This is a genomic window from Paenibacillus allorhizosphaerae (genome assembly GCF_042659105.1).
Classification (GTDB): domain Bacteria; phylum Bacillota; class Bacilli; order Paenibacillales; family NBRC-103111; genus Paenibacillus_G; species Paenibacillus_G allorhizosphaerae.
In genome coordinates this window covers 114,169-131,446 of the sequence record NZ_JBHSRV010000012.1, presented here as the reverse complement: position 1 = coordinate 131,446, position 17,278 = coordinate 114,169, and the positions used below count along the sequence as shown (strand labels likewise).

14 protein-coding genes are annotated in these 17,278 nt (G+C 54.3%); 3 read left to right on the top strand and 11 right to left on the bottom strand.

Annotated elements, in window-relative coordinates:
* Positions 1-83: 83 nt before the first annotated feature.
* Positions 84-869 carry a flagellar motor protein gene (locus ACFQI7_RS29820; protein ID WP_218102484.1) on the top strand — a complete coding sequence of 262 codons (786 nt, stop codon included), beginning with the start codon at positions 84-86 and terminating at the stop codon, positions 867-869.
* Positions 856-1,641, top strand: a complete 786-nt coding sequence (locus ACFQI7_RS29815) for a flagellar motor protein MotB (RefSeq protein WP_218102485.1) — start codon at positions 856-858, stop codon at positions 1,639-1,641. Before ACFQI7_RS29820 ends, ACFQI7_RS29815 begins: the two co-directional genes overlap by 14 nt.
* Before the next feature lie 133 nt (positions 1,642-1,774).
* Here the strand turns inward: ACFQI7_RS29815 and ACFQI7_RS29810 are convergent, their stop codons facing one another.
* From ACFQI7_RS29810 to ftsE, 5 genes are all read right to left on the bottom strand, one after another.
* Positions 1,775-3,061 (bottom strand): PDZ domain-containing protein, encoded by a 1,287-nt coding sequence (locus ACFQI7_RS29810; protein ID WP_218102486.1) that lies wholly within the window; start codon positions 3,059-3,061, stop codon positions 1,775-1,777.
* A gap of 137 nt (positions 3,062-3,198) precedes the next feature.
* Positions 3,199-4,656 (bottom strand): S41 family peptidase, encoded by a 1,458-nt coding sequence (locus ACFQI7_RS29805; protein ID WP_218102487.1) that lies wholly within the window; start codon positions 4,654-4,656, stop codon positions 3,199-3,201.
* Positions 4,657-4,763: 107 nt separating this feature from the next.
* Positions 4,764-5,990 (bottom strand): murein hydrolase activator EnvC family protein, encoded by a 1,227-nt coding sequence (locus ACFQI7_RS29800; protein ID WP_218102488.1) that lies wholly within the window; start codon positions 5,988-5,990, stop codon positions 4,764-4,766.
* Between the two features lie 30 nt (positions 5,991-6,020).
* Positions 6,021-6,938 (bottom strand): permease-like cell division protein FtsX, encoded by a 918-nt coding sequence (gene ftsX, locus ACFQI7_RS29795; RefSeq protein WP_218102489.1) that lies wholly within the window; start codon positions 6,936-6,938, stop codon positions 6,021-6,023.
* Positions 6,928-7,614: a cell division ATP-binding protein FtsE gene (gene ftsE, locus ACFQI7_RS29790; RefSeq protein ID WP_218102490.1), complete on the bottom strand. Its 687-nt coding sequence runs from the start codon at positions 7,612-7,614 to the stop codon at positions 6,928-6,930. Before ftsE ends, ftsX begins: the two co-directional genes overlap by 11 nt.
* A 210-nt stretch (positions 7,615-7,824) precedes the next feature.
* Here ftsE and ACFQI7_RS29785 point away from each other — a divergent pair, with 210 nt between their 5' ends.
* The gene (locus ACFQI7_RS29785) at positions 7,825-9,540 is read left to right on the top strand and encodes a VanW family protein (RefSeq protein ID WP_230415602.1); all 1,716 of its coding nucleotides are present in this window, start codon (positions 7,825-7,827) and stop codon (positions 9,538-9,540) included.
* A 259-nt stretch (positions 9,541-9,799) separates the two neighbouring features.
* On the opposite strand, the gene argH is transcribed toward ACFQI7_RS29785, so the two are convergent.
* The 6 genes from argH to argJ all read right to left on the bottom strand — a co-directional run bounded on the left by argH (position 9,800) and on the right by argJ (position 17,260).
* Positions 9,800-11,215 carry an argininosuccinate lyase gene (gene argH, locus ACFQI7_RS29780; protein ID WP_218102491.1) on the bottom strand — a complete coding sequence of 472 codons (1,416 nt, stop codon included), beginning with the start codon at positions 11,213-11,215 and terminating at the stop codon, positions 9,800-9,802.
* Between the two features lie 146 nt (positions 11,216-11,361).
* A complete protein-coding gene (locus ACFQI7_RS29775; protein ID WP_218102492.1) occupies positions 11,362-12,600 on the bottom strand; it encodes an argininosuccinate synthase in 1,239 nt (412 codons plus the stop codon).
* Positions 12,601-12,760: 160 nt separating this feature from the next.
* Complete coding sequence (gene argF / locus ACFQI7_RS29770; RefSeq protein ID WP_218102493.1) at positions 12,761-13,717, bottom strand: ornithine carbamoyltransferase; 957 nt, start codon at positions 13,715-13,717, stop codon at positions 12,761-12,763.
* A gap of 136 nt (positions 13,718-13,853) precedes the next feature.
* Positions 13,854-15,044 carry an acetylornithine transaminase gene (locus ACFQI7_RS29765; RefSeq protein WP_218102494.1) on the bottom strand — a complete coding sequence of 397 codons (1,191 nt, stop codon included), beginning with the start codon at positions 15,042-15,044 and terminating at the stop codon, positions 13,854-13,856.
* A 75-nt stretch (positions 15,045-15,119) separates the two neighbouring features.
* Entirely contained in the window at positions 15,120-15,911 is a 792-nt protein-coding gene (gene argB / locus ACFQI7_RS29760) for an acetylglutamate kinase (RefSeq protein WP_218102495.1), read from the bottom strand.
* Between the two features lie 125 nt (positions 15,912-16,036).
* The gene (argJ, locus tag ACFQI7_RS29755) at positions 16,037-17,260 is read right to left on the bottom strand and encodes a bifunctional glutamate N-acetyltransferase/amino-acid acetyltransferase ArgJ (RefSeq protein ID WP_218102496.1); all 1,224 of its coding nucleotides are present in this window, start codon (positions 17,258-17,260) and stop codon (positions 16,037-16,039) included.
* Between the last annotated feature and the right edge of the window lie 18 nt (positions 17,261-17,278).

Genomic DNA, 17,278 nt, shown 5'->3' with positions numbered 1-17,278 from the left:
TTTCCTTGCATTGCGGATTGGGGCGAACGTACCAACAGAAGCGACAGCATTTCATTATAGTGAATCTAGGGGTGGAAGCGAAAGTGGATTTAACTACGGTATTAGGTCTTGTATTAGGTCTCGGCGCCTTAATTGGAGGCTATATTTGGGATGGCGGCCATATGAGCGCACTGCTCATTCCCAGCGCTGCGTTAATCGTATTCGGCGGTACGTTCGGGGCGGTTATCGTCAGCTTCCCTATGTCGCGATTAAAAGAGCTCCCGAAAGCGCTCGCCATGGCATTTAAAGAAACGAAAAGAGATCCTGCGGCCATCATCGAAGAAATCGTCGATATGGCCACGATTGCGCGCAGAGAAGGCGTACTCGCTCTCGAGCAGCGCGCGCAAGAGCACCCGAATCAGTTTTTGCGAGACGGCTTGATGATGGTCGTCGACGGCACTGACCCGGAGCTCACGCGTCAAATTTTGGAACTTGAAATGGATGCGCAAGAAAACCACCATGATGGATGGGCTAAAATATTCGAGGCCGGCGGCGGCTACGCGCCAACGATGGGTATTATCGGTACGGTTATGGGCTTGATCCACGTGCTGGGCAATCTATCCGATCCCGGCAGTCTCGGTCCGGCCATTGCCGTTGCGTTCTCCGCAACGCTATACGGCGTCGCTTCCGCCAACGTTATTTATTTGCCGATTGCAAACAAAATCAAAATTCGAAGCAAAGAACAAATTTCCGAGATGGAGCTTATGCTGGAAGGCATACTCGCGCTGCAAGCAGGTGAAAACCCGCAGCTGATTAAGAAAAAACTGAATTCCTTCTTCCATCAAGAGCAGAAAAATGTCGAAGAAGGTGAAGGCGATGGCGAGGAATAGAAAGCGTAAGGAATCACACGAAAATCATGAGCGCTGGCTAATTACATACTCCGACTTAATTACGCTGCTATTGATTTTTTTCATTATCATGTACGCCATGAGCAAGGTGGACGTATCCAAATATGAGATATTGGCGCAGTCGCTTGCATTCGAGTTCAAAAAAGCGGACACGATGATGCCAAACGGTCTTGGCGTGATGGGGGCCAACAACCCGGCCAAGGGCGGCGATACCGACCAAAATGTGCAGCAGGCCATGAACGAAGCGAAAGAAAGAGAAGAATGGGAGAAGCGCGAGAAACAGCTGGAAGATTTGCTGCAAAAAATTCAAACGTACATCGAGCAAAATAATCTTCAGGCGCAAGTATCGGCTGCGAATACGCCCCGCGGCGTAGCCGTTACGCTGAACGACCTCTTTCTGTTCGATCTCGGAAAGGCGGACTTAAAAGCAGGCGCTTATCCGATCCTTAACCAGTTCGCCGCCTTGATCCCAACGCTGAATGCGACGATCAGCATCGAAGGCCATACCGATGACCTTCCGCTGTCTACCGGATCCGCCTACAAAGACAACTGGGGATTATCCCAAGCTCGCTCGCTGTCCGTTCTGCGCTACCTTATATATAATGCGCAGCTCGATCCAAAGAAGTTTATTTCGACCTCCTATGCCGACACCAGGCCGGTAGTTGAAAACAACAGCGCGGAAAACCGGGCAAAAAACCGCCGCGTCGAAATCGTTGTTCTGCGGGAAGCCGCTCCGAATTCAGCAAAAAAGTAAAGGCTGACGATGATCAACACCGAGTAACAGCTAGTCAAAATCTCTCCAAAAAGCTCGTAATTGTGCAACCTGTTACAAGCGTTCGCTAACATGACAAGAAAGCCGCCGGCGCACAGCGCCGGCGGCTTCTAATTTACATCGATTTCGACGAAGGTTTCTTTCCCGGAACTCCTTGCACACGCGAGCGAAGATAGGCAAAGATCGAGGGCTGGGCCGCCTTTGCATAATAGAGCGCCTCTTGATCGGGTGCTAATATAATGCCAAGCTGGTGGTGTTCACCTGAAAACATCGCCCGTTTTACGAATTTGCTCTCCCCCGCCAAATTGATAATTTCCAATTTGCAAAATGCCGAGTTCGATTGCATGGCTTGATGAAGCTCCTGCTTCGACCTCACTGGAACACCGTTCACCTTATGAACGGTCTCGCCAACAAGCAGCCCCAGTTCTTCCGCGGCACTGCCAGGCAAAATGCCTAATATTTTCAACCCTTTGCTGCCATGAACAAAGAAAGGGATTCGCGCCGTTTCATCCCAGCGGCTGTACCAGATGATCGCTTCGTGCAGCAAAATGCACAGCACGCAAGCGGGAACAATGAAGATTGGCCATAAGGCCGCCAGCCACGCCATCGCCAACAGGGCAACCGCATATAACAATAGCAGGTTGGAGCTGATCCTCACCTTGTCCCTTGGCAATCGCGACATCGTCATCTCCGCAAAACCGATCATCACCGGGAAGCCGATGATGGTCCAGCCGCTTTGCCACAGATCGCCTCCTAGCAGCGGCGTCCACGGCAGCGCATTGCCCGCCCCCTGCAGCGGAACTAACAAAAATAAGGTCACCGGCCAAAACCCTTGCAGATGATAGCCCCCGACAATCTTTCCACGCTTGCTTTCATAAAACATCGGTGTTCCAAACCGGGTCCCTTGCCTACGGACGTAAATCGCTTCGACCAAATGCAGCACCGCCACCAAAGCAAGCAGCGCAGGCATGCTGATATGCCGCAGGGCGTCCGCAATCCATGAAAGCGCTGCATGATTGCCGAGCGGTGCTAAGCCTAGGGTTACCGCCTGTAAAATTCCGATCGCTCCGACCGCATAAGCCCAACATAAAAACCGTACCTTGATCAAAAGCAGCACCATGGAAATGAGCCACAGAACCAGGATCGCATTCGGCTCCAACGTGGCGCCAACTGCAGCCATGACGACCGATGCGAACACGCCACCAATGAGACCCCAGAGCACGGTTCTCCACGTCTCGGAGAGCAGCGAATGAAGACGGGTTGAGAACAGTTTCCGTTCCAGCGCAATTTGCCTGCGATACTGCAGCACGATAAACAAGATGCCTACATAGTAAAAAGGATGCAATAACAGCTGCAGTAAGGCATGCAGCCCTCGATTCCCCACTTCCATCACTGCGTCCATGGCTTGCTCCTTTGCGCGACAAAATGAAAAGAAGGTCAAGCTTCAACAGCGGAAGCCTGCCTTCTTTAATCATTTCGACGTGATGGACGCTTTTCCTGCTATAGCCCTCAAAATCCCAAATTCAAGAGTGCTAACGGTTATTTTTTGACACCGATGGCGGCTTCGACTTGCTGGACGGCCGATTTCAACTGCACATCGTTTTTCGGATCGCGAATCGCCGCGAGGACGGCTTTCTCCAGCTTATTCGCCGTTTCCGTATCGACTTCTCCGGTAACCGGCAAGCTGTTCATGCGTTGGAACGCTTTGACGGCTGTCGCCGTTTTGTCGCTGAAATAGCCGTCCGCACGATCGGGACTAAACCCGAGTCCCTGCAGCATCGTCTGCAGATTTTTGACGTCTTCGCTGTTCATATCCGGTTTGAGCACCGATTTTTTCGAGAGCGGCGCCACTTTAAAAAATGCCGGCTGCTCGACCGGTACATCCGGGGATATGCCCTTTTTATGAATCCAAGTGCCGTTTGGCGTAAGCCACTTGTACACGGTCATCTTAATGTTGCTGCCGTCGCCCATTTCTTTCTCGAAGGTGACTTGTACGGTCCCTTTACCGAACGTCGTTTCCCCGACGAGCTTGCTTCCCGCCGAGTCGCGCAGAGCGCCTGCCAATATTTCCGAAGCGCTGGCGCTTCCTTTGTTGATCAGCACCGTTACCGGATACGGCTTGCCGGTTCCTTGAGAAGGCGTTTCTTCCTTCTCGCCTTTGCGATTCTCGATCTGCACGATCGCTTTGCCTTTCGGCACGAACGGCTCCACGATTTCGACCACTGCGGACAACAAACCGCCGGGATCGTTGCGAACATCGATGATGAGGCCTTTCATTCCGTTGCCTTCGAGGGTTTTCAGCTCCTCTTTAAACCGCTGGGCCGTATTGCTCGCAAACTGTCGAATCTCAATCTTGCCGATATTGTTCGGCAGCATTTCGCCAAATACCGTCTCGACGTCGATATCGTCGCGCACAACGATGATGGAGATCGGTTCCGGCGTTCCGGGTCGGACGATCTCGATTTTCGCCTGAGTTCCTTTCGGACCGCGTATTTTCATAATCGCCTGATTGAGCGACAAGCCTTCCAGCTTCTCGCCGTTGACCGAGATGAGCACGTCGTTGGCATGAAGTCCGGCTTTCTCCGCAGGCGAACCCTTGATCGGGGAAACAATCGTGATTTTCCCGTCTTCGGATGTCACCTCCGCTCCAATCCCCTGGAACGATGAAGCGATATTTTCGTCAAACTGCTGCGCTTCTTTCTGATCCATGTATACGGTAAACGGATCATCCAGCGTGGCGAGCATGCCGTTGATGGCGCCGTTCACAATTTTTTCGTGATCGACCTCATTCAGAAACTTGTTCTCGATCAATTGATAAGTCGTAGCCAGCTTGGCATAGTCTTTGCCGGACAAACCGGACTTGACCGCGCCTCCAGCCACGCCGTCCTTGCCGCCCGCAGCGAAAATCGACGGGTTCACGATCGTCAGCGTCATGATGCTGCTGGCGAACATCGACAGCAAGATAAATGCCAGTACCGTACGTCCTTTAAACGTCATTTCTCTCTCCACACCGCCTTTGCTGTTGCCTTCCCGCCCGCAGCGGTTCCAAACAACTTGTCTTTATAGTTTATGACAAGCTTTGGAAATTTATGAGCGGTCTACGTTTATTTCATGCCCAAATACGGTTTCGGATCGACCGGTTCTTCATTAACTCTCACTTCAAAATGCAGGTGATTGCCCGTAGCGCGTCCCGTCGCTCCGACTTCGGCAATTTTTTGCCCGCGCTTGACGGTATCGCCTTTATTCACTACAATGCCATCGTTGCGGATGTGTCCGTACAACGTCCATACGCCCTTGCCGTGATCGATGATAACGCAGTTCCCGAAGCCGCTCCACCAGGAAGCGAGAATGACAACGCCGTCTTCCGCTGCGAAAATGCTCGTGCCGTTCGGCGAAGGCAAGTCGAGTCCGGTATGTCCCGCCGGCTTACCAGTGAACGGATCTTTCCTTACGCCGTAGTCCGAAGACATCGAAACGACTTTCGGCAGCGGATAACCGAATTTCCCTCCGCTATACGTATAAGCCGGTGTGGTCGGCTTTCCGTTTTTCGCCGATTCCGCCTGCTTCGCTTGCTGCAGCGCCCTTTGTTTGGCCGCTTCCTGGCTGGCTGCCTTCATCAGCTCTTTATCCGCTTCCTCGCTGATTTCCTCAAGCTCCTTCTCCTTTTTGGAGAGGCTCGCAATCCGCACTTCTTTTTCCTTCTCTTTCACGACGAGATCCGCTTTGATGGCGGAAGCTTCGGCATATAAGTTTTTTACCTCGGTCAGCTGCTGCTCAATCACGACCCTTTTATCGGCGATGACGCCCCGGTCGCGCTTGTTCGCATCCAATATTTCTTTATCCTGATTGACGATCGATTTCAACGCGTTCAGCCGATCCAGAAAGTCGCCGAAGCTTGTCGAGCTGAGCAGCACATCCGCATACGACACGACGCCGTTCATATACATGAGCCGGATGCGCGACCTGAGCATTTGATCGCGGGACGTAATCCGCGCTTCGGCCTCCTCCAGCTGTTTGGCGTTCTCGCTTAGCGAATCGGTCACCGTCTCGACTTGATCGTTTAGCTTGACCAGCTTTTGATTCGTCTCGTCGATTTGGTCCAAAATCGAATTGATGTCACTCGACACCTGCTGTTTTTCCTGCTGGACTTTGCCTATTTCTTTTTCCGCATTGGCGGCTTTTTGCTGAGCGGCCGCTTTCGTTTTCTTGAGCTGGTTGAGCTCCTGCTGAATCCGCTCGGACTCCGAAATCGCGAAACCGTACTGAGGCACAAGCAAAGCGCCCATCAAACTCGCGGTTATCACGAGAGGTAGATATGATTTTTTCAACACCGTTCCTCCTCGTTTTGGCTTCAAACCCGACTACACCCGCAAAAATTTACGTACCGATAGCGTACTGCCCCAAATGCCGATCAGCACACCGATACCGAGCAGCAGTCCCCCCACCTTGATGTCGATTGCATCAAACGGCAGCAGTTGAATCAGCAGCAGGTTCAGATCGAGCTGAATCGACTGCATTAACTGCCAATACCCGTAGAGCAGCACAATGACGGGAATGACCGAACCGATAATGCCGAGCAGCGCCCCCTCAATAAAAAAAGGCCAGCGAATAAAAGAGTTCGTCGCACCGACAAGCTTCATAATCGAAATTTCGCGGCGCCGGGCAACAATCGTAATCTTGATCGTATTGGAGATAAGAAACATCGCCGTCAGCGCGAGTCCGGCCACGAGCACAAGACCGATATTCCGGACAATGGCAGTGATTTTAAACATCGTCTCCACGGTTCCTTGTCCGTAGCTGACGCGATAGATCGGCTTGGTCGACTTGCTGTTGTTCAGGCTGCTGATTTGCTGCGCAACCGCCGCCACTCCGCGGGGTTCCGTCACTTCAACGGTAAACGAATCGTTAAGCGGGTTGTTCTCCCCATCGAAGCCTTCAAGCAACTGCTTGCCGCTTTCTCCAAGCTTTTCGCGCAAAAACTTCAGACCTTCTTCTTTCGAAACGAAAAGAACCTTGTCCACTTGCGGTATGGCGCTTATTTCTGTTTGCAGCTGCGTAATTTGCTCCTGCGGCGTATTGACTTCAAGGTATACGCGTATCTCCACTTGCTGTTCAATTTGCTTCGCAAGGAAGTTTACGTTCAAGGTTAATATCAAGAAAACGCCTAGTATAAAAAGCGATATCGAAATCGAGCTGATCGAAGCGAAAGACATCCAGCCGTTTCGGACAACGTTCTTCGTTCCCTCGCGGAGATGCCTTACGACCGTACTAATCCTCATAGCCGTATTCACCTCTTGCTTCATCCCGGACAATTTTGCCTGATTCGACGGCGAGTACCCGTTTGCGCATCGTATTGACGATCTCCTTGTTGTGTGTGGCCATTACAATGGTCGTTCCCCGAAAATTGATCTCTTCCATCAGCTTCATAATGTCCCATGACGTATCGGGATCCAGGTTGCCTGTCGGTTCGTCGGCGACGATAACGGAAGGGTTGTTGACAATCGCCCGTGCGATCGCGACGCGCTGCTGCTCTCCCCCCGAAAGCTGCGTAGGCAAGGAATGAATCTTGTCCTTCAGCTTCACTAGATCGAGCACTTCCAGCGTTCGTTTGCGAATGATTTTTTTCGGCGCTTCGATGACTTCCATAGCGAACGCGACGTTCTCAAATACCGTAAGCTTGGGCAGCAGCCGGTAATCTTGAAAGATAACGCCGATATTGCGCCGGACGTACGGGATTTTGCGCTGTTTGAGCTTTTCCAGGTTAAATCCGTTTACAAAAATGGTGCCCTTGGTCGGACGTTCTTCCCTATAGATCAGTTTCATGAATGTCGATTTACCGGCGCCCGACGGGCCGACGACGTAGACGAATTCGTTGCGGTCCACTTTCACGTTGATGCCTTTGAGAGCATGGCTTCCGTCCGGATACGTTTTCCATACGTCTTGCATTTCTATCACGGTATCACATCCTGATTGAATTACGGGCTTTCCTGCCGGAAACAGCCAAACTTCGTAAGCCCAGCATCTCCTTTAGGTCCGTTCCAAATGTCAACGCCGCTTAGGGCCAACATTTATCGAATCCTAGCCTTTATAAGTTCGACATAAAAACGCAAATTCCTTTATGTCTCATTGAATTTCTACACTTTGTCTCGGGAGCTTCCGTGCGGAATGCAGCCTGTTCGAGGGAAGGCGCCTGCAATCGACGGCATGTTTTTCATGCAGCATCAACGTGCGGCTGCGAGAAGACATGCTGTGGAAAGTTTTGCAAGATGCCGGCATATAGATGAACAAAGCACGGTGTACGAGCTTTACTTCATCGAAAAAGGAGCGGCTGTCATGGCAAGTTTTAGCCCTCGCATGCTCTGGGCGCTGATCGGATCGCTGGTGATGACCCTTTCGGCCGCAGCGACGATTGCGGTGTATGGCTCGTTGTCTTATATCCCCTCGCGAGTAACCGTCGGGGATTGGATCGTCGGCGGATTGCCCACGGCCGAGCTGGAGCGGCAAATGCACGAAAAAGTATTGAGATTGATGGATCAAACCGTAAAGTTGTCCATAAAATCCGGAGGAAACGGGGAGCCTGGAGCGACGGCGGAATTCACCTTGGAGCAGCTCGGGCTGGAAGTGAACGAGCAGAGAATCATCGAGCGGCTTCGCCCAATCAACGAAGGGTCGCCATTTCGCAAAGCGGTCTATAAATGGAGCGTTCGGGGACAAAGCTGGAAGCTGGAGCGCGGATTTTCCGAAGAAAAGCTGAAAGCGACGTTGCAAAAAGCGTTCCCGCAAGTCTATTCCCGCCAGCCCGCCAATGCGCAGCGGGTCATTCACCCGGACGAGACCATCGGCTACGTGCCGGAAGTTCGGGTTGAGCGCCTGGACGAAGCAGCCTTGAAAAGCGAGCTGGAAACCATTCTCCCGAGCTGGGGCTCGTCTCGATGGGCCGGGGACGACTTGTGCGGGCCGGCAGCTGGGGAAGGCGCCGGTACAGGTGCAGGTTCAGCGACTCCAGGAACTAAGACGCCGTCTCTGCAAGCACCCATGAAAGTCGTGGAACCGCAGCAGACGGTTCAAATGCTGCAAGTGCAAGGCGTCATACGCAAAATCAGCGACTTCTCCACCTTTTACCCGCCAAGCCCGTCTTCCGCCCTAAGCAGCGAAGGTCGGGTACACAACGTGCGTTCCACCGCCGCGTCCATCCAGGACGTGCTGCTCAAGCCGGGCGATGTGTTCGACTATGCGCCCTACGTAGAGCAGACGGAGAAAACGTGCGGCTATAAGGAAGCGCCGGTCATCATAAACGGCAAGCTCGTTCCCGGAGTCGGCGGCGGCATTTGTCAAGTATCGTCCACCCTGTACAATGCGGTTCTGCGCGCTGGGCTGGAGATTGTCGAGCGGCGCAACCATTCGCTTCCCGTCAGTTACGTTCCGCTCGGTCAAGATGCAACGTTTGCCAGCGGTTATATTAATTTCAAGTTCCGTAATAATACGGAGCATTATTTGCTCATTCGCACGGCGACCGACGATCGCGGCATGTCCGTCAAGCTGTTCGGCCAGACGCCTCCCGATATTACATACGAAGTGGAATCCAAAACCGTCGAAACGCTGCAGCCACCGGCAAAATACGTACTGAATCCTTCCTTACCTAACGGCAAGAAGGAGGTGCTCAGCAAAGGAAAGCCGGGCTATATCGTCGAAACGTACCGCATCAAAAAGCAGAACGGCGCCGTCATATCAACGGAAAAAATATCGCGAGACACGTATTCCGCTCAGCCCACCATCATCGCTTCCAACAACAATGCTAACGGGATCGACCGCACACCGCCGAGCCCCGGCCATACGGCACCGCTCATCGAAGACGGCATACGCGGGCCGAACTTCCGGTGATTGAGCGGCATTATGGCTGTCCCTTCGCACGAAGGCGGCTCCTTGTCGCCATGGTCCTCGCTGCCTCTTGTGCAGGGCTGCTCACGCCAAAAAGCCCGCACCTTTTTTCCGCTTATGAACTGCCTCCATTTGTTAGACACAACTAACTTTGGAGATGCAGCTCTCACAAGCGAAGGTGCGGGCTTTATTCCTTTTAAACGCCTGTGGATCGGTCACAAATCCCCTATTCGAGGATAACCGCCCATTCAGGCTAAAGGCATTACCTGCTTTTGTCGTAATATTGATCGAACCATGCGGTCGATTGGGACAATACCTCTTCGGCCCGCACAATGGCCTCGCTCACTTGATTGCTTGCCGTACCTCCGTACACGTTGCGTGCGTTCACGACACGCTCCGGCTGCAGCACATCATAAATATCGGCGTCGAAGAGCTTGGAAAACTGGTGGTATTCCTCCAACTTCAGGTCAAGCAAAAATTTCTGCTGTTGGATGCAGTAAAGCACCGTTTTGCCGATGACTTCATGCGCCTGACGGAACGGCATCCCTTTGTTCACCAAATAGTCCGCGATATCGGTCGCGTTGGAGAAGTCCTGATTCACCGCTTGACGCATCCGGTCTTTGTTCACTTTCATCGTGCTGATCATAGGAGCAAACAACTGCAGTGCCCCTTGCAGCGTACGGACCGTATCGAACATGCCTTCCTTATCTTCCTGCATGTCTTTGTTGTACGCGAGCGGCAGAGATTTCAGGACAGTCAGAAGGCCGAACAGGTTGCCGTAGACGCGGCCGGTTTTGCCGCGAACAAGCTCCGCCACGTCCGGGTTTTTCTTTTGCGGCATAATGCTGCTGCCCGTGCAGAACGCGTCGTCGAGCTCGATGAAGCGAAACTCCGTGCTGGACCACAACACGAACTCCTCGCACAGGCGGGACAAGTGCATCATGATCATCGCAGCGTTGGACAGAAACTCGACAATGAAATCGCGGTCGCTGACCGCATCGAGCGAGTTCTCGTACACGCCGTCGAAGCCCAGCTGCTGCGCAACGAAGTGACGGTCGATCGGGAACGTTGTCCCCGCCAACGCACCGGCGCCCAAAGGCAGCACGTTTACACGCTTGTAGCTGTCCTGCAGCCGCTCGATATCGCGCTGGAACATCGATACGTACGCCATCATATGATGGGCGAACAAAATCGGCTGCGCCCGCTGCAAGTGCGTGTATCCCGGCACGATCGTCTCAAGATTGTTTTTCGCCTGCCCGATCAGTGCTTCCTGCACTTTGTTAAGCAAGCCTACGAATTCGACTACGCGCTTGCGCAGCCACAAATGCATATCGGTCGCGACCTGATCGTTCCGGCTGCGTCCGGTATGCAGCTTGCCGCCGACCGGTCCGACTTCATCGATCAGCGTCTTCTCGATATTCATGTGAATATCTTCGTCGCTGACGGAGAACTCCAGTTCGCCTCGGCGGATCATGCCCTGCACTTTATGCAGACCATCCTTGATCTTCTCTACGTCGTCGAGCGGCAAAATGCCGCATTTGCCAAGCATCGTCACATGCGCCAGGCTGCCTTGAATATCTTCTTCGGCCAATTCTTTATCGAACAGAATGGAAGCCGTATATTCCTCCACCAGCTGGTCCGTTTTTTTCGTAAATCGTCCACCCCAAAGCTTTGACACGTTGGTTGCTCCCTTCACCGAACATGGTCTTCTATACGTTAAACACAGGCTTAGGGCTTCCTTGTGAAGGAAACCCTAAGCTCCTGAATACTGCATTCAAATTCGCTGTTTCTCATACTTCTGTGCAAGCCAAGCGAATGATCCGCTTAGTTCCCTGCGTTCTGGTTCACGCCGGCGGCTACGCGCAAACGCAATGCATTCAGACGGATGAAGCCTGTCGCATCGCCTTGATCGTACGCTTTCGTCGGGTCGGCCTCCATCGTAGCGATGTTCGGATTGTACAGGCTGACCGGGCTTTTTACACCGGCGGCAGTCACATTGCCTTTGTACAGCTTCAGACGAACCGTACCGGAAACGTTCTTCTGGCTTTCCGTTACAAGAGCTTGTACCGCCAGACGCTCTGGAGCGAACCAGAAGCCGTTATATACGAGCGAAGCATATTTCGAGATGAGCGAGTCGCGCAAGTGCATGACTTCGCGGTCCATCGTCAGCGATTCCATTTTGCGGTGCGCCGTGAACAGAATGGATCCGCCCGGCGTTTCGTACACGCCCCGGCTCTTCATGCCGACGAACCGGTTCTCCACCATATCGACGCGCCCTACGCCGTGCTTGCCACCGAGCTCGTTCAATTTTTCCATAATGTGCAGCGGAATCATGCGCTCGCCGTTCACGGCAACGCAATTCCCTTGTTCGAACTCCAGTTCGATGTACTCGGCCTGATCCGGAGCATCCTCGGGATCGGCGCTGAGCAGGAACATATCTTTGTTCGACGGTGCGCTTGCGTCAAACCACGGATCTTCCAGCACACCGCTTTCATAGCTGATATGCAGCAGGTTGCGGTCCATCGAATACGGTTTGGAAGCCGATGCCGTGACTGGAATGCCGTGCTTCTCCGCGTAAGCGATCATTTCCGCACGTCCCGGGAACTGTTCGCGGAACTGTTCAAGACGCCACGGCGCGATCACTTCGATATCCGGCGTCAAAGCAGCCGCCGTCAGCTCGAAGCGCACCTGATCGTTCCCTTTGCCCGTTGCGCCGTGCGCAATCGCCGTTGCGCCTTCCGCGCGGGCGATCTCGACCATACGCTTGGCGATCAGCGGCCGCGCGATGCTCGTGCCGAGCAGGTACTGTCCTTCGTACAATGCTCCCGCTTGGAACATAGGATAGATGAAGTCGCGGGCGAACTCTTCCCGCAGGTCATCGATGTATACTTTCGACGCGCCGGTGTTCAGCGCTTTTTCCTCCAGGCCGTCGAGCTCTTCCTTTTGCCCGATATCGGCCGTGAAAGCAATAATTTCCGCATCGTACGTTTCTTTCAGCCATTTCAAAATAATCGACGTATCCAAACCGCCGGAATACGCCAATACGATTTTTTGCTTTGCCATCGTGTTTCCGCTCTCCTTTGATATCAACATGTCTCGCTTCAGCAACTCCGGTGTTACCGGGCAGCACAATACCGTGCGGGTGCCGTGCTCTCCTCTTCCTCCGGTTAGCCTGGCACCGCCACCCACGGATCAACGACTAGCCCGGTTCCGCCCCATTCGGTTACATAATCGCCGCCATAACCGCTTTTTGCGCATGCAGCCGGTTTTCCGCCTGATCGAAAATAACGGAATTTCTGCCGTCGATTACGCTCTCCGATACTTCCTCTCCGCGGTGCGCCGGCAGGCAGTGCATAAACAGGTAGTCTTTCTTCGCATATTTCACGAGCTCGTCGTTGACCTGATAGTTTTTAAAGGCAATTTCCCGCTCTTTTTGCTCCGCTTCAAAGCCCATCGACGCCCAAACATCGGTATAAACAACGTCCGCATCCGCAATCGCTTCTTTCGCATCGGTTCCGACGTACAAGCTTCCTCCGGTTTGCGCTGCAGATTCTTTGGAAAGCTGCAGTACTTCGCTGTCCGGCTCATAGCCTTCCGGAGTCGCGACGGCAAAATGAATGCCAAGCTTCGCCGCGCCCATCATAAGCGAGTGTACCATATTATTTCCATCGCCGATATAGGCCACTTTGAGCCCTTGCAGACGGCCCTTTTTCTCCTGCACCGTCTGATAGTCGGCCAGCGCCTGGCACGGATGGGACAAATCGGTAAGCCCGTTGATGACCGGGATCGTGGCGGCCCGGGCCAGATCAATGACCGTCCGGTGCGCATACGTCCGGATCATGATGCCATCCAAGTAACGCGACATCGTCTGTGCGGTGTCGTATATCGTCTCCCCGCGGCCAAGCTGCAGGTCGTTCTTGCTCAAGAAAAGGGCATGCCCCCCGAGCTGATACATCCCAACTTCGAAGGAAACGCGCGTGCGCGTGGATGATTTTTCAAAAATCATCCCCAGCGTCTTCCCCTTCAGCGGTTGGTACAGTTCCCCCGCCTTTTGCTTTTGCTTCAGTTCAATCGCCAAATCGATCAAATATTGAATCTCTTCGGGTGCATAATCGACCAAGCCGATAAAATCGCGCCCTCTGAGCTGCATTGCCAAGTCCTGCTCTACGGTTCCTGCCATTGAAGCTTCTCCTTTCTTCTGTTAACCTCTTGCGGTTCATTATTCGATATGTTCCCATGCGTTCGAGCGCGTCCTATTGAAGCTTCGCCTTCCCGAACCGCCTGTACCCTCGCCACATTTCCCGTTAGTCCAATCCTTAAACCGTCGCCGCCGCGTGTTTCGCCAGAACGGTACAAATCGTCTCCAGCCCGCGGTCGAGCTCTTCCTTGGAGATCAGCAAGCTCGGCGCCAATCGAATGACGTTCGGTCCTGCGGAAACGACAAGCACGCCCTGCTCATGGATCGCGGCGATCAAATCGGCCGATGGTCCGCCGAGCTGAATCCCGATCAGCATGCCAAGTCCGCGTACGTGCTGCACGAGCGGATTGCCCGCCAGCTTGCGGGACAGCTCGCTGACGATATATTCGCCAAGTTCGGCTGCGCGCTGCGGCAGCTTCTCTGCAAGCATCGTCTCCAGCGTAGCGATGCCCGCCGCCGTAGACAAGTAGTTGCCGCCGAATGTCGAGCCGTGGCTGCCGGCAGAGAACGCTTCGCGCAGCTTCTCCTTGCCGAGCAGCGCGCCGATCGGAATGCCATTGCCAAGCCCTTTAGCCAAGGTGAACACATCCGGTTCGATGCCGTAGTGCTCGTAGGCGAAAAGCTTGCCCGTCCGCCCCATGCCGGTCTGTATTTCATCGATGATGAGCAGCAATCCATGCTGCTTGCACAGCTCCGCGATCCGCTTCACGAATGCCGGATCGGCCGGATTGACGCCGCCCTCGCCCTGCACCATCTCGATCATAATCGCGCACGTTTTATCGCTGATCAGCTTCTCCGTGCCCTCCGCATCGTTGAAAGGCGCATACACGAACCCTTCCGGCAGCGGCGCAAAGCCGTCTTTTACTTTATCCTGCCCGGTCGCCGTCAGCGTCGCGAGCGTCCGTCCATGGAACGACATGTGGAAGGTGACGATCTCGTAGCGTTCGGGCTGCCCTACCACCTTCTGATAATAGCGCCGCGCCAGCTTAATTGCAGCCTCATTCGCTTCCGCCCCGCTGTTGCAGAAGAACACCGCATCGGCGCAGCTGTTATCGACCAGAAGCTGCGCCAGCTTCTCCTGCCCCGGAATGTGGAACAGGTTGCTCGTATGCCAGAGCGTATCTACTTGCTGCTTCAACCGCTCCGTGACCTGCTTGGGAGCATGCCCCAAATTCGTGACGGCTAGACCGCACATCAGGTCCAAATACTCTTTGCCGTTCTCATCCCACAGCCTGCTGCCTTCCCCCTTCACAAACGTAAAAGGATACCGTGCGTAATTCGGAAACAATGCGCTTTGAGCCTCTCCCATGTCGTTCACTCCTTTTTGTGAAAAATGTTTTTCAGTTTTCGCTTCGCCTGTGATTAGCGTTCTATAATAAATGCATTATGCGCGTACGATCCGCGTGCCGATGCCGCCTTCTTTCAGCGCCTTGCTGAGTACATAAGGCACCGATCCGTCCACGATCACTACTTCGCGAACATCCCCTTGGATGCACTGTACGGCTGCGCGCACCTTCGGAATCATGCCGCCGTAAATGTCTCCGCTCGCGATCATATCGTCGATTTCCTGCACCGTTACCGATGGAAGCACGCGCTTTTCTCCGTCAACCGTCTTCATAATGCCCGGAACATCAGTCACGACGATCATCCGCTCGACGCCGAGGTGGGAAGCTACCGCACCCGCCGCCGTATCGGCGTTAATGTTGTAGCGCTGACCGCCGTCCGTCCCGATGCCGACCGGCGCAATAACCGGCATGTAGCCCATCGCCACTACGCCCTGAATCAGCTCCGCGTTCACGTTCGTCACGTCGCCGACAAGACCGACTTGGTCGCTATTAGGGACCGGCTTCGCTTGAATCAAGTTGCCGTCGACGCCCGACAGCCCGAGCGCTTTTGCGCCGGACCGCTGAATTTTGCGGACGATTTCTTTGTTAATCTGCCCCGCAAGCACCATCTCGACCACATCCAGCACCGCTTCATTCGTCTTGCGCAGCCCGTTCACGAACTCTGTCTCGATCCCCAGCTTGCCGAGCGTTTCCGATATCGCCGGTCCGCCGCCGTGAACGATCACCGGGATTACGTCTTCCAGCTGCAACTGCCGCAAATCTTCGAAAAACAAATCGGGCAGCGCAGCAAGCGTACTGCCGCCGCACTTCATTACAAAACAGCTGTTCATCCGTACGTTTCCCCTTTAATATAAATCAATCTATACCCGTCTGTTTCTTTCATTACATTGTTCAAATCCGGAATCCCGTCGCGAACAGCGGATAACCGACATGTTCGGGCAGGAGGCGAATGGAATCAAGTCCGATACGCCGCATTGATTCGCACGTAGTCGTACGTCAAATCGCAACCCCATCCGGTCGCTATCGCATCGCCCATGTTCAAGTCCACGTGAATTTGCACGAGCTCGCCCTTCAAATACTCCGCCGCGCGATCTTCGTCAAACTTGACCGGACGCGACTGCTCCAGCACGGAGATATCGCCGAGGCGGATATCCACCGTCTCCGTGTTGACCGGCTGGCCGGCGCGCCCGACGGCGGCGATGATGCGGCCCCAGTTGGCGTCCGCTCCGAAGCAAGCCGATTTCACCAAGCTAGAGCCGATGACCGTTTTCGCGATGGCACGCGCCGCATCGCGCGAAGCCGCCCCTGCGACCGTCACTTCGATCAGCTTCGTCGCGCCTTCGCCGTCCCGCGCTATCGCCTTGGCCAAGTATTCGCCGACATGCGTGAATGCCGCTGCGAACGCCGCCCAGTCCGGGTGCTCCGGCGTCAAACTGTCGTTCCCCGAAAGCCCGCTTGCCATGACAACAACCATATCGTTCGTGCTCGTATCACCGTCTACGGTAATCATATTGAACGTCGAATCCGTCACTTCGTTCAACAGCTTTTGCAGCATCGCGCTGTCGATGTTCGCATCCGTTGTCATGAAGCCGAGCATCGTCGCCATGTTCGGGTGAATCATGCCCGAGCCTTTTGCCGCGCCGGCAATATGTACCGTGCGGCCGCCCACCGTCAGGCGAACGCAAATTTCCTTCTTCACCAGGTCTGTCGTTAGTATCGCCTGGCAAAAATCGTCTCCGCCGTCCGCTCGCGTCTCTGCCGGCAGTTTCTCAATGCCGCTGAGCACCTTCGGCATCGGCAGCAGTTCGCCGATCACGCCTGTGGACGTAACGCCGACCAAATGGTCCGTGACTCCGAACGCTTTGGCTGCCGCCGAACGCATGGCGCGTGCGTCGTCCTCGCCCTGTTTGCCGGTGCATGCATTGGCGTTGCCGCTGTTCACCAGCATCACCTGCAGCTTGCCGCCGGCCGCGATGCTCTCCTGCGTCACTTTCAGCGGTGCCGCCTGGAACTGGTTGAGCGTGTATACGCCCGCCGCCTGAGCCGGCACCTCGCATACAATGACGCCGAGGTCATGGCGCTGCGTCTTCTTCAGGCCGCAATGCAGCCCGCCTGCACGAAAGCCGTTCGGCGTCGTAACCGAACCTTCCGGCAATACTACATAATCGTTCACCGTCATCGTTCCCTTCTCCCTCGT